This is a genomic window from Variovorax sp. efr-133-TYG-130 (assembly GCF_030208835.1).
Classification (GTDB): Bacteria; Pseudomonadota; Gammaproteobacteria; order Burkholderiales; family Burkholderiaceae_C; genus Variovorax.
Genome location: NZ_JARVTD010000029.1, coordinates 1 through 12,578, shown reverse-complemented (window position 1 = coordinate 12,578; position 12,578 = coordinate 1). Strand labels below are relative to the sequence as shown.

Genomic DNA, 12,578 nt, shown 5'->3' with positions numbered 1-12,578 from the left:
CGCATGATCAACAAGCCCGCAGCACTCGACGGCATCAAGGTCCTCGATCTGTCCCGCGTGCTCGCGGGCCCGTGGTGCACGCAGATCCTGGCGGACCTGGGCGCCGACGTCGTCAAGATCGAGCGCCCCGGCGTCGGCGACGACACGCGCACCTGGGGCCCGCCCTTCATCAAGGACGCCGACGGCAACGACTCCGACCAGGCCAGCTACTTCACCGCCTGCAACCGCAACAAGCGCTCGGTCACGGTCGACATGGCCACGCCCGACGGGCAGGCGCTGCTCAGGCAGATGGCGGCGCAGGCCGACATCGTGGTGGAGAACTTCAAGACCGGCGGGCTGAAGCAATACGGCCTCGACCAGGAAAGCCTGCGCGCGGCCAACCCGCGCCTCATCTACTGCAGCGTGACCGGCTTCGGCCACGACGGCCCCTATGCGGAGCGCGCCGGCTACGACCTGATGATCCAGGCCATGACCGGCATGATGAGCATCACCGGCCGCCCCGACGACGTGCCCGGCGGCGGCCCGCTGCGCGTGGGCGTGGCGCTGACCGACCTGTTCACCGGCGTCTACGCCAGCACCGCGATCCTCGCGGCGCTGCAGGTGCGCGACCGCACCGGCGAAGGCCAGCACATCGACATGGCGCTGCTCGACGTGGGCATGGCCATCCTCGCCAACCAGGCCAGCGCCTTCCTCAACACCGGCAAGGCGCCCGGGCGCCAGGGCAATACGCACCCGAGCCTCGCGCCCTACCAGGACTTTCCGACGCAGGACGGCGCGATGCTGCTGGCCATCGGCAACAACGGCCAGTTCGCGCGCTTCTGCGAAGCGGCGGGCCATCCGGAATGGGCGAGCGACGCGCGCTTTGCCACCAACACGCTGCGCGTGAAGCACCGCGGCGTGCTGATCCCGATGATGGAAGAACTCACGCGCACCCGCACCACGGCAGCGTGGGTCACGCTGCTCGAGGACAAGGCCGTGCCCTGCGGCCCTATCAACGACATCGCGCAGGCCTTCGACGACGCGCAGGTGCAGGCGCGCGGCCTGAAGGTCACGCTGCCGCGCGACGCGGGCGACGGCATCGCCAGCATCACCGGCGTGGCGAGTCCGCTGCGCCTGTCGGCCACGCCGCCCGTGCTGCGCCACGCGCCGCCCGCGCTGGGCCAGCACACGCGCGAGGTGCTGGCGGAGATGGGCATCGACGACGCCCGCTTCGACGCCCTGCGGTCGGCCGGCGTGGTCTGAAAAAAACGGCGCAGGCACGGCGAGCCCGGTGCGCCTTCCGGCGCCTGCGGCCGCAATCGCCTGACGCCCTTCGTCAGCCCGCGCGCCCGATGGTCGCCACAGCGAACACCACCACGCCCAGCACCAGGTTCAGCGTCACCAGCTTGCGCACGGTATCCAGCCGCGCGGCAGCCACGGGCCAGGCGCTTTCTTCCACCGCGCGCCGCAGCGCCCGGAACACCGAGGCGCGGATGTAGACGTAGATCGCGGCCATCACGATCGCGATGCTCATCATGGCCTCGATGCGCCAGTGCAGGCCGCGAAAGCCGCCTGCCGCCATGATCATTCCCACGCCGCTCGCGAACAGCAGCGTGACCGACGCATCCACCCCGACGAAGAAGCGCCGCAGCGTCGCGGCCAACATGCGCAGCCGCAGCGGCGGCTCCAGCGTGGCGACGGCCGATGGGCGCACCGCGAAGTGCATGGTCGCCATGCCGCCTACCCAGAAGGCGGCGCACAGCAGGTGGATGAAGAGTGCAATGACGTAGGACATGGGGTCCGATCAGAACACCGAAGCGGCGATGTGCGCAATGCGGCGGATCATCCCTTTCAGGCCGGGGTGCTTCTGGCCCGCGCGGCCGTGCGTCTTTCCTTGGCGGGCGTGTCGTCGGCATAGAGCCGCATGTCGGCCACCACGCGGCGCAGCAATTCGGCCGCGGCCGGCGACAGCATGCGCCCGTGGCGCGACACGATGTGCGAGCGCCCCTGCGACAGCAGCGGGTTCTTCATTGGCAGCTCCACCAGTTCGGGGCTGTTGGCGTTGGGCGTGAGCGAGATGCGCGTGCCCAGCGTGTAGCCCAGCCCGGCCGACACGAAATGGCCGAGCGCGCTGAACGAGGTGGTGGTCAGCAGCGCGGGCAGCCGCACGCCCTCGCTGACCTCCGCCGCCTCGATGTGCTGGCGCACGCCGAAGTGGCGGTGCAGCGTGGCGCCGGGGTAGGGCAGCAGGTCGGCCAGCTTGAGCGGCCGGCCCAGCTGCGCGAGCGGATGCGAGCGCAGCACCATCGCCTGGATGGGCTGCGGGTGCGACTGGTGCGAGGTGAGCCGGTCGTCCTTCGGCGGCTGGAACAGCATGCCGATGTGGGCGCGCTCCTCGACCACGCGGCGCACGATCTCGTCGGTGCTGGCCACGTCCAGCTCGATGGTGATCTTCGGGTGCGTGGTCATGAAGTCGCGCAGGCTGTGGCGCATGAGCCAGTCGACGTAGCCCTCGCCCGCCACGATGTCGATGTGCCCGCGCTCGATCTTGCGGATGCTGTCCATCTGCGCCATGAGGTGCTGCTTCTGGCTGTTCTGGCGCCGCACGTAGCCGGCCAGCATCTCGCCCGCGTCGGTGGCCACCACGCCGCGTCCGTGGCGCTCCAGCAGCGGCACGCCGCACTCCTGCTCGAGGATGCCGATGGCGCGGCTGACGGCCGAGGGGTCCATGTCCAGCACGTCGGCGGCACCGCGCACCGAACCGCTGTCGAGCACCTGCATGAAGTAGCGCACGCGGCGCGTGTCGAGCTTGTCGTCCATGGCCCGGTCTCCTGAAGTTGGTGGCGAGTGTTGCATTCAATGCATCGAATATCCCGATTTACGGTCATTGATGCAATAGAGCCGGACGCGGAAACTCGCCCGCATTCCGCCAGAAGAAGCCCCACCCATGACCTCTGCCGCCTCCGTTCTTGCCGCACCCGTGCGCTCCAGCGCCTCCGGAAAACTCAAGCTCTTGCTCGTCACGCTGGCCATCGTGGCCGCGGCCGAACTCATCGGCCCGGTGCAGTTCAGCGTCGGCCCCGGCAAGGTGGCGCTGCTGCCGATGCTGTGGGCGCTGCTGATCGCGGCCGTGTGGGGCATTGCGCAACGCCGCCTGCCGGGCGCGGTGCGCGTGGCCACGGCCGAGCAGTCGCTGGCCGGCGGCCTGCTGAACGCGGGCCTGCTGCTGTTCGTGGTGAAGCTCGGCCTCACGGTGGGCGCCGCGCTGCCGCAGGTCAGGCAGGCCGGCTGGGCGCTGCTGTTCCAGGAGTTCGGCCATGCGCTCGGCACCCTGGCGCTGGGCCTGCCGCTGGCGCTGCTGCTGGGCATCAAGCGCGAGGCCGTGGGCGCGACCTTCTCGGTGGGCCGCGAGGGCAACCTGGTGATCATCGGGGAGAAGTACGGCATGGCCTCGCCCGAAGGCCGCGGCGTGCTGGCCGAGTACATCACCGGCACCGTGCTGGGCGCGCTCTTCATCGCGGTGCTGGCGGGCTTCATCGCCAGCCTGCACATCTTCGATCCGCGTTCGCTGGCCATGGGCGCCGGCGTGGGCTCGGGCAGCCTGATGGCCGCCGCGCTGGGCGCCATCGCCGCGCAGCAGCCGGCCGAGATGCTGCCGCAGCTCACCGCCATTGCGGCCGCCTCGAACCTGCTGACCACCGTGGCCGGCTTCTACTTCACGCTGTTCCTGTCGCTGCCGCTGTGCTCGTGGCTCTACGGCAAGCTGGAGCCGGTGCTGGGCCGCTTCTCCAAACGCGGCGCGCAGGACGTGGCGGGCACGGGCGCGGTGTCGCAAGTCAGCATGGCGCACGGCGGCGCCACGTCGCTGCGCGACACGCTCATCGCCTGGACGGTGGTGGGCGGCGGCGTGCTCATCGGCAATTCGCTGACCTACAAGGTGCCGGTGCTGGTGTCGCTCGAAGGCATGGCGGCGGTGGTGCTGATCGCGCTGGTGGTCGAGGGCATCAAGCGGCTGGTGCCGCGCCTGCCGATGGTGCTGGTGCTGTCGGTGGTGGCCACGCTGGCGGGCATTCCGGGGCTGTTTCCGTTTTCCGACGCGCTGATCGCCATCACCGCCAAGCTCAACTTCCTGGCCTTCACCACGCCGGTGCTGGCGCTGGCCGGCTTCTCGGTCGCGAAGGACCTGCCGGTGTTCCGCCAGCTGGGCTGGCGCATCGTGGTGGTGTCGCTCACCGCCACGGCCGGCACCTTCCTTGGTGCGACCCTGATCGCCGAATTCTTCCATTGACCCCGACAACCCCACGAGAGACCCACGCCATGTACCGCGACCCCGAAATCGCCGAAGACACCCGCGCCCGCATGCTCAGCTGGCGCCGCGACATCCACGCCAACCCCGAGACCGCCTTCGAGGAACACCGCACCGCCAACGTCGTCGCCAACGCGCTGATGCTGATGGGCCTGCCGGTGCACCGCGGCATGGCCGGTACCGGCGTGGTCGGCACGCTGAAGAACGGCGAAGGCCCGAGCATCGCGCTGCGCGCCGACCTCGATGCGCTCAACATGCAGGAACTGGGCACGCAGGCGCATGCCTCCAAGTGCGCCGGCAAGATGCACGCCTGCGGCCACGACGGCCACACCGCCATGCTGCTGGGCGCCGCCGAGCACCTGTCGCGCCACAAGCCCTTCAAGGGCACAGTGCACTTCGTGTTCCAGCCCGCCGAAGAGAACGAAGGCGGCGGCCGCGTGATGGTGGAGGAGGGCCTGTTCGACCGGTTCCCGGCCGACGCCGTCTACGGCATGCACAACTTCCCGGGCCTGCCGCGCGGACAGTTCGCGATCCGCAAGGGCACGATGACGGCCTTCCTCGACACCTTCGAGATCGTCATTACCGGCAAGGGCAGCCACGGCGCCATGCCAGAGACCGGCATCGACTCGGTGGTGGTCTCGGCCCAGCTCGTCAATGCATTGCAGACCATCGTGAGCCGCCGCACCGGCGCGACCGACTCGGCCGTGGTCAGCGTCACGCAGATCCACGGCGGCGACACCTGGAACGTGATTCCCGAGACCGTGGTGCTGCGCGGCACCGTGCGCACGCTCGACGCCGCCATCCAGGACAAGACGCAGGCCGCCATGCAGCAGATCTGCGACGGCGTGGCCGCCACGCACGGCGCGAAGGTGGCGCTCGACTACCGCCGCGGCTACCCCGGCGTGGTCAACACGCCCGCCGAGACCGATGCCGCCGTGGCCGCCGCAGCCAGCCTGGTCGAGCGCGCGCAGGTCAAGACCGACATCCCGCCGGCCATGGGCTCGGAAGACTTCGCCTTCATGCTGCAGAAGCGCCCGGGCGCCTACATCGGCATCGGCGCGGGGGAAGGCCCGAACGACCCGAACGTGCACAACCCGTACTACGACTTCAACGACAACATCCTGCCGCTGGGCGCGGCCTACTGGGTGGCGCTGGTCAGGCAGCAGCTTCCTGCATCAGGGGATGAGGGCATGATGCGCTGATGCTCTCCGCCTTCGACATCTTCAAGATCGGCATCGGCCCGTCGAGCTCCCACACCGTGGGGCCGATGCGCGCCGCGCTCATGTTCGCCCGGTCGCTCGAGCGGCAGGGCGTGCTGGCGCAGGTGGCGCGGCTGCATGCCGACCTGTTCGGCTCGCTCGGTGCCACCGGGCACGGGCACGCCACCGACCAGGGCGTGATCCTCGGGCTCTTCGGCGACGCGCCCGACACCGTGCGGCCCGAGACCGTGCAGCCCCGGCTGGAGGCGCTGCGCCGCACCGGGCGGCTCGACCTGCTCGGCCGCAAATCCATTGCCTTCGACCGCGTGCGCGACATCGCCTTCCGCGGCGAGGAGTCGCTGCCGGAGCACCCCAACGCCATGCGCTTCACCGCGTTCTCGGCCGAAGGCGCAGTGCTGGCCGAGGGCACGTATTTCTCGGTCGGCGGCGGCTTCGTCGTCGAGGGCGGGCAGGCCGTGGCCGAGACGGTGGCAGCCGCGTCCGCCGTGCCGCATCCCTTCTCCACGGGCGACGAACTCATGGCCCAATGCCGCGCCACCGGCCTGTCGGTGGCCGCGCTGGTCATGCGCAACGAATGCGCCTGGCGGCCCGAAGCCGATGTGCGCGCCGGCCTGCTGCGCATCTGGGACGTGATGCAGCAGTGCGTGCAGCGCGGCTTCGGCATCGACAACCCGCTGGCCGCGCAATCGCTGCCCGGCCCGCTGCGCATGCGCCGCCGCGCGCCGGAGCTGAACCGCGAGCTGCTGGCGCAGGCCGGCGCGGCCGATCCGCTCGCGGTGATGGATTGGGTCAATGCCTTCGCGATGGCGGTGAACGAGGAGAACGCCGCCGGCGGCCGCGTGGTCACCGCGCCCACCAACGGCGCGGCGGGCGTGGTGCCGGCCGTGATGCACTACTACCAGCGCTTCGTGCCGCAGGCGGGCGACGACGGCATCGTCGACTTCCTGCTCACCGCCGCGGCCGTCGGCATGCTCTACAAGGCCAATGCCTCCATCTCGGGCGCCGAGGTCGGCTGCCAGGGCGAAGTGGGCGTGGCCTGCTCCATGGCTGCCGGCGCGCTGGCCGCGGTGCTGGGCGCCACGCCGGCGCAGGTCGAGAACGCCGCCGAGATCGGCATGGAACACAACCTCGGCCTGACCTGCGACCCGGTCGGCGGCATGGTGCAGATCCCGTGCGTGGAGCGCAACGCGATGGGCGCGGTGAAGGCCATCAACGCGGCGCGCATGGCGCTGCGCGGCGACGGCAGCCACTATGTGTCGCTCGACGCGGTGATCCGCACCATGAAGCAGACCGGCGAAGACATGAAGTCCACCTACAAGGAGACTTCGCTGGGGGGGCTTGCGGTGAACGTGGTGGAGTGCTGACCGAGCCTGCGTCAGAATGGCCGGCTCACTGTGCAATGCAGAAAGCCGAGGCCCCATGACCCGCTCCGTCGCCGAAAAGCGCGCCGACTTCCGCGCCCTCCACGAAAAAGGTTGCTTCGTGATTCCGAACCCCTGGGACACGGGCAGCGCGCGCTACCTCGAAGGCCTGGGCTTCAAGGCGCTGGCCACCACCAGCTCCGGCTTCGCGTGGTCGCGCGGACAGGCCGACGGGGCGCTGTCGCGCGCGCAGGTGCTCGACCACCTGCGCGAGCTGGTGGCGGCCACCGGCCTGCCGGTGAACGCCGACTTCGAGAACGGCTTCGCTGCCGATGCCCAAGGCGTCGCTGAGAGCGTGCGCCTGGCCATCGAGACCGGTGTGGCGGGCCTGTCGATCGAGGACTCGACCGGCAACGCGGCCGACCCGCTCTTTCCCATTGAAGTGGCGGCCGAGCGCATGCGCGCCGCGCGCCAGGCCATCGACGCCTCGGGCGCCGACGTATTGCTCATCGGCCGCGCGGAGAACTTCTTCGCCGGCCGGCCCGACCTGGACGACGCCATCGCGCGGCTCAAGGCGTATTCGGACGCGGGCGCCGACTGCCTCTACGCGCCGGGCATCAAGACCCGCGAGCAGATCGCGGCGGTGGTCGCGGCCGTGGCGCCCAAGCCGGTCAACCTGCTGGTCGGCGGAACCAGCGAGCTGAGCATGGTGGACATCTCCGAGCTCGGCGTGCGCCGCGTCAGCGTGGGCGGCGGCATGGCGCGCGCGGCCTGGGGCGGCTTCATGCGCGCCGCGCGCACGCTCGCCGACGAAGGCCGCTTCGACGGCTTCGCGGACGCCGCGGCGGGCAGCGAACTCAACGCCTTCTTCCGCCCGTTCGCCGGCTGACACGGTGGATGCGCTGCTGGCCGAAGTGCGTGCCTGCCGTGCATGCGCGGTGCACCTGCCGCTCGGGCCGCGTCCCGTGGTGCAGGCCGGCGCGAGCGCGCGGCTGCTGCTCGTCGGGCAGGCGCCCAGCCTCACGGTGCACAAGACCGGCGTGCCATGGGACGACAAGAGCGGCGAGCAGCTGCGGCGATGGCTCGGCGTGGACCGTGCCGTCTTCTACGACCCCGCGCGCATCGCGCTCATGCCCATGGGCTACTGCTACCCCGGCCGCGGCACCAGCGGCGACCTGCCGCCGCGCCGCGAGTGCGCAACGCTGTGGCACGACAAGCTGCTGGCGCAGATGCCGCACATCCAGCTGACGCTGCTCATCGGCCAGTACGCGCAGCGCCACTTCCTCGGCAAGACCGCGCGCGCCAACGTGACCGACACGGTCGAGGCCTTCGCCGACTACGCGCCGCGCTTCATTCCGCTGCCGCATCCGTCGCCGCGCAACACCGGCTGGTTCAAGCACCACCCGTGGTTCGAGAGCGACGTGCTGCCCGCGCTGCGCGAGCGGGTGCGCTTGGCGCTCGGCACCTGACTGAAGTCAGCGCGCCGACGCCACCGGCACTGCCGCCGCATCGAACGGCCGCGCCGCGTACACCACGCGCCCGCCCACCACCGTCATCAGCGACGTGGTCTTGCCGATGCGCTCCAGCGGCACGCTGAGAAAGTCCTGGTCGAGCACCGCGAAGTCCGCCAGCTTGCCGACCTCCAGCGTGCCGCGCCGGTTCTCGTCGAAGCTGAACCATGCGCTGCCCGCCGTGTACAGGCGCAGTGCTTCTTCACGCGAGGGCGTTTCGTCGGGGCCGCGCATGGCCTTGCCGCTCACCGTCTTGCCGTCGAGCATCCATTGCAGCGCGACGAAGGGGTTGTACGAGGCCACGCGGTGCGCGTCGGTGCCCGCGCCCACGTTCACGCCGGCACGCAGCGCGGTGCCGATGGGCGGCATGCGCCTTGCCGCGTCGCCGCGCACGGCGAGCGCGCGGTCGCCCTGGAAGTACATCGCGTCCTGCATCGTCCAGCCGATGCCCAGCGCCTTCATGCGCGCGAGCGTCTCGGGCGAGGCGTCGTCCAGGTGCGCGATGGACCAGCGCAAATCCTTGATCGGCACCTCGGCGTTCAGCTTCTCGTACAGCCCGAGCAGATGGTCGACCGAACCGTTCTCCTGCCAGTGGATGGTGACGGCCAGCCTGCGTTGCGCCGCCCACTTGACGAGCTCGTAGAACTTCGCCTTCGCCGCCTCGTCGGGGAAATTGTTGTTGTACATCGCGAGCGTCACGCGCTCGCCCAGGCCGTTGAACTTGAGCATGTCGTCGCCGAAGCCCATCGGCAGCATCTGGGTGAGGTCGCGAAACTCCTGCAGCTCGGCGCCGGGCTTCTGCGCGAACACGCTGTAGGCCACGCGCAGCGTCAGCGCCTTCTCGCGCCACAGCTCGAACAGCGCCGCGTACTGCGAGGGCGCGATGCTGAAGCCGCCCGGGTCCACCAGTCCGGTGATGCCGAGCCGGTTCAGCTCGGTGAAGAAGGCGCGCGTGCCGGCCAGGTTGTCGTCGTAGGTCGGCTTGGGCAGCTTGTCGAACAGCGCCGAGATGCCGACGATGTCGCCGGTCATCCACCCCGGCGCGCCGTCGGGCGACGGCTTCATGCCCGCGGGCAGCGTGCCGGCGGGAACGCCCAGCGCCTCGAGCGCCTTGGGCGTCATCACCACCGCTTCGTAGAAGAGCTGCACGTACAACGGATTGTTCGGCGCGGCCTCCTGCAGTTCGGCCAGCGTGGGGCGGCGGCGTTCGGCGAACTGCTGCTCGGTCCAGCCGCCGGCCACGATCAGCCAGCCGCCGGGGCGCGCATTGGCCGCGGCGGTGCGCAGGCGCGCCATGGCCTCCGCGATGGTGCCGGCGCCGATCCAGTTGACCTCGGTCGAATAGCTCAGCGCGGCGCGCACCGCGTGCATGTGCGAGTCGATGAGGCCGGGAATGACGGTGCGTCCGCCCGCGTCCACCGTGCGCGTGGCGGGGCCCGACAGCGCGCGCATCTGCGCGGCGTTGCCGACGGCCACGATGCGCCCGTCGCGCACCGCGAGCGCCTGCGCGGTGCTGCCGGCTTTGTCGAGCGTGACGATCTTCGCGTTGATGACGACGAGGTCCGCCGGTTGCGCCTGCGCGGCGACGGGCAGCAGCAGGCTGGCGGCGAGGGCGGCTGCCGTGAAGAGTGTGCGTGGTGTCATGTCAGTCGACCTTGATGCTTGCGGCTTTGACCACCTGCTGGGCTTTTGCCGTTTCGTCGACGATGAACTTGTTGAACTGCGCCGACGACATCGTGAAGGGCTCGGCGCCCAGCTTCTCCAGCCGCTCCTTCAGTTCGGGCGACACCATGATCTTCGCGACCTCTGCCTGCAGCCGGTCGACCACCGGCTGCGGCGTCTTCGCGGGCGCGAACAAGCCGACCCAGAACAGGTATTCCGAGCCGGGCACGCCGGCCTCCACCGTCGTGGGCGCATCGGGCAGCGCCGACGAGCGCTTGCCCGTGCCCACCGCCAGTGCCTGCAGCTTGCCGGTCTTGATGAGCGGCAGCGCAGACACCATCGGCGCGAAGAACCAGTCGACGCGACCGGCCATCACCTCGGTCATGGCCTCGGGCGTGCCGCGGAAGGGCACGTGCTGCGCGTCGATGCCGGCCGCGAGGCGGAACACCTCGGCGTTCATGTGCGTGGCCGAGCCGTTGCCGGCGGAGCCGTAGTTGAAGCCGCCCGGCTTGGCCTTCACCTTGGCCACCAGGTCTTTCACGTCGGTGAAGTGCGAGGGCGCCGTCACCAGCACGTTGGGCAGGCTGGCCATCGGCGTGATGCCGGTGAAGTCTTTGAGCGTGTCGTACGACAGGCCCTTGTAGATCCACGGGTTCACGAGGTGGCCGGCCGAATGCACCAGCAGCGTGTAGCCGTCGGCCGGCGACTTGGCCGTGATGGCCGCGCCCAGCGTGCCGCCCGCGCCGGGCTTGTTGTCCACGATCACGCTGGTGCCCAGGGCGGGCCCCAGCTTCTCGGCCACCAGGCGCGCGACGATGTCGGTGCCGCTGCCCGCCGTGAACGGCACGACCAGCCTGACCGGCTGCGTGCCGGGCCACGGGCCCTGCGCGTGGGCGCCGGTGAGCGCGCAGGCCGCGAGAGTCGCCGCCACGGCCAGCGTGCGCCGGCGGCTCCAGTTGAGTGTCTTCTTCATGCGTCTTGTCTCCGTTGATTTATTTGGTTGAGCGATGAATGACTGATTGACCGACCGACGAAGGGTCGCTAGGCTGGCGGCGCGTTGGTGGGCATCACCAGCGCGACCAGCACCGGCCGGTTGGTGCGGTTCTCCAGCTGGCGCTTTTCACCGGGTGCGAAGCGGCAGCTGTCGTACTGCTCGAGCACCTCTTCCTGATGCGCCCCGTCGATTTCGCCGACCACGTGAAGCCGGCCTTCGAGCACGAGGTAGAGCTTTTCCATCGGCGAGCCGTCCAGGCCCGTGTGGCCGCCGGGCAGGATCTGGCTCATGCCCATCCACATCTGCGTGGAGGGGCCTGCTTCCTTGCCTTGCAGGCGCAGGCAGCGCATGTCGAAATGGTTGGGCGCCTCGTAGTGCGGCGCCTCGCTGAAACGGGTCACGTGCATGGGATGTGCTCCAGGAGGGGGCGGTTCTTCAGGGCCGCAGCACGACGCGGTCGGTGCTGCCCGACAGCACCAGGCGGTAGGCGTCCATGGCTTCGTCGAGCGTGAAGTGGCGCGCGACCGGAAAGGGCTTCAGCGTGCCGCGCTCGAAGCCATCGCGCATGGCGTCGAGCTGCGCGGTGCTGGCGATGCAGTCCATCGCCAGCGAATCGATGCCCACGAAGGTGTGCATGCCGCGGTAGAACGCGAAGATGTCGAAGGGCACGGCGCGGTCGTGCGTGGCGATGAAGATCTGCGTCGCGCCTTTGGCCATGGCCTTGTTGGCGGCCTCGAAGTAGGCGCTGCCCACGGTGTTGTAGACGATGTGCGCACCGCGCCCGTCGGTGAGTTCACGCACCCGCGCGGCGACGTCGGTGTGGTGGCGGGCGTCGATGAGGTCCACGGGCCCGTTCGCAAAGCCTGCATATGGGCCGGCATGGCGCTGCACCGCGATCACTCGCGCGCCGGCCTGCGACGCCAGTTGCACTGCCGCCTGCCCGACCTTGCCGTTGGCGCCGAGCACCAGCACGGTCTGCCCGGCCTGGGGCATGCCGCTGCGCCGAAAGCCTTCATACGCGGTGACGAAGGGCACGCCCACGGCGCCGGCCTCGTCCATCGAGATGCCGCGGGGCTTGGCGCGCAGCGCCTGTTCGGGCAGCACGAGATAGCGGCCGTGCGAGCCGTCGCGGGTGATGCCGATGTCGCCGCCGGAGCCGTAGACTTCGCGCCCGATCCATTCGGAAGGGCCGCTGACGACGGTGCCCGCGAAGTCGCGGCCGGGGGTGCGGGGCCACACGGCCTGCGGCATGATGCCGAGCGTCGCCTTGACGTCGCTGGGGTTCACTGCGGCGGCCTCGACGCGCACGACGGCGTGCCCCGGGGGCGGGGTGGGTTCGGCCTGCGGTGCGGCGTGCAGTTGCAGCGCGTCGAGGGTGGCGGCTTTTTCGTTCACGCGCAATGCGCGGGATGTGTGGGTCGTGTGCATGGCAGCGACGTTCATTTCTGTTTTCCTGCTTGCTGGGGTTTCTGGGGTTTTCTTGGGCGCTCTTGTTCGGGGCGCGTGCACAGGCCACCGGGTACTCCCCTCCGCGAATGTCCCCCG

Annotated in this window: 12 protein-coding genes; 6 read left to right on the top strand and 6 right to left on the bottom strand. The window is 70.2% G+C overall.

Annotated features, from left to right (window positions below):
• Positions 1-3: 3 nt before the first annotated feature.
• The gene (locus tag QRN67_RS22910; protein ID WP_285413734.1) at positions 4-1,242 is read left to right on the top strand and encodes a CaiB/BaiF CoA transferase family protein; all 1,239 of its coding nucleotides are present in this window, start codon (positions 4-6) and stop codon (positions 1,240-1,242) included.
• A 73-nt stretch (positions 1,243-1,315) separates the two neighbouring features.
• On the opposite strand, the gene QRN67_RS22905 is transcribed toward QRN67_RS22910, so the two are convergent.
• Together QRN67_RS22905 and QRN67_RS22900 are read right to left on the bottom strand one after the other, a co-directional pair.
• Positions 1,316-1,774 (bottom strand): CopD family protein, encoded by a 459-nt coding sequence (locus QRN67_RS22905; protein WP_285413733.1) that lies wholly within the window; start codon positions 1,772-1,774, stop codon positions 1,316-1,318.
• A 56-nt stretch (positions 1,775-1,830) separates the two neighbouring features.
• The gene (locus QRN67_RS22900) at positions 1,831-2,799 is read right to left on the bottom strand and encodes a LysR family transcriptional regulator (RefSeq protein ID WP_285413732.1); all 969 of its coding nucleotides are present in this window, start codon (positions 2,797-2,799) and stop codon (positions 1,831-1,833) included.
• Between the two features lie 127 nt (positions 2,800-2,926).
• Between QRN67_RS22900 and QRN67_RS22895 the strand changes: the two genes are divergently transcribed.
• The 5 genes from QRN67_RS22895 to QRN67_RS22875 are packed head-to-tail and all read left to right on the top strand — an operon-like array spanning position 2,927 to position 8,335.
• Positions 2,927-4,267: a DUF3100 domain-containing protein gene (locus tag QRN67_RS22895; RefSeq protein ID WP_285413731.1), complete on the top strand. Its 1,341-nt coding sequence runs from the start codon at positions 2,927-2,929 to the stop codon at positions 4,265-4,267.
• A 29-nt stretch (positions 4,268-4,296) separates the two neighbouring features.
• Positions 4,297-5,487, top strand: a complete 1,191-nt coding sequence (locus tag QRN67_RS22890) for a M20 aminoacylase family protein (RefSeq protein WP_285413730.1) — start codon at positions 4,297-4,299, stop codon at positions 5,485-5,487.
• Entirely contained in the window at positions 5,484-6,869 is a 1,386-nt protein-coding gene (locus QRN67_RS22885) for an L-serine ammonia-lyase (protein ID WP_285414050.1), read from the top strand. Before QRN67_RS22890 ends, QRN67_RS22885 begins: the two co-directional genes overlap by 4 nt.
• Before the next feature lie 55 nt (positions 6,870-6,924).
• A complete protein-coding gene (locus tag QRN67_RS22880) occupies positions 6,925-7,755 on the top strand; it encodes an isocitrate lyase/PEP mutase family protein (protein WP_285413729.1) in 831 nt (276 codons plus the stop codon).
• A 4-nt stretch (positions 7,756-7,759) separates the two neighbouring features.
• Positions 7,760-8,335, top strand: a complete 576-nt coding sequence (locus QRN67_RS22875; RefSeq protein WP_285413728.1) for a uracil-DNA glycosylase family protein — start codon at positions 7,760-7,762, stop codon at positions 8,333-8,335.
• A gap of 6 nt (positions 8,336-8,341) precedes the next feature.
• On the opposite strand, the gene QRN67_RS22870 is transcribed toward QRN67_RS22875, so the two are convergent.
• From QRN67_RS22870 to QRN67_RS22855, 4 genes are all read right to left on the bottom strand, one after another.
• Positions 8,342-10,021, bottom strand: coding sequence for an amidohydrolase (locus QRN67_RS22870; RefSeq protein WP_285413727.1), 1,680 nt, complete (start codon positions 10,019-10,021; stop codon positions 8,342-8,344).
• 1 nt (position 10,022) lies between these two features.
• Positions 10,023-11,012 (bottom strand): tripartite tricarboxylate transporter substrate binding protein, encoded by a 990-nt coding sequence (locus QRN67_RS22865; RefSeq protein ID WP_285413726.1) that lies wholly within the window; start codon positions 11,010-11,012, stop codon positions 10,023-10,025.
• A gap of 68 nt (positions 11,013-11,080) precedes the next feature.
• Positions 11,081-11,440: a cupin domain-containing protein gene (locus QRN67_RS22860; protein ID WP_081267344.1), complete on the bottom strand. Its 360-nt coding sequence runs from the start codon at positions 11,438-11,440 to the stop codon at positions 11,081-11,083.
• A 28-nt stretch (positions 11,441-11,468) separates the two neighbouring features.
• On the bottom strand, positions 11,469-12,476 hold the full coding sequence (locus QRN67_RS22855; RefSeq protein ID WP_285413725.1) for a quinone oxidoreductase family protein: 1,008 nt from the start codon (positions 12,474-12,476) through the stop codon (positions 11,469-11,471).
• Positions 12,477-12,578: the final 102 nt, after the last annotated feature.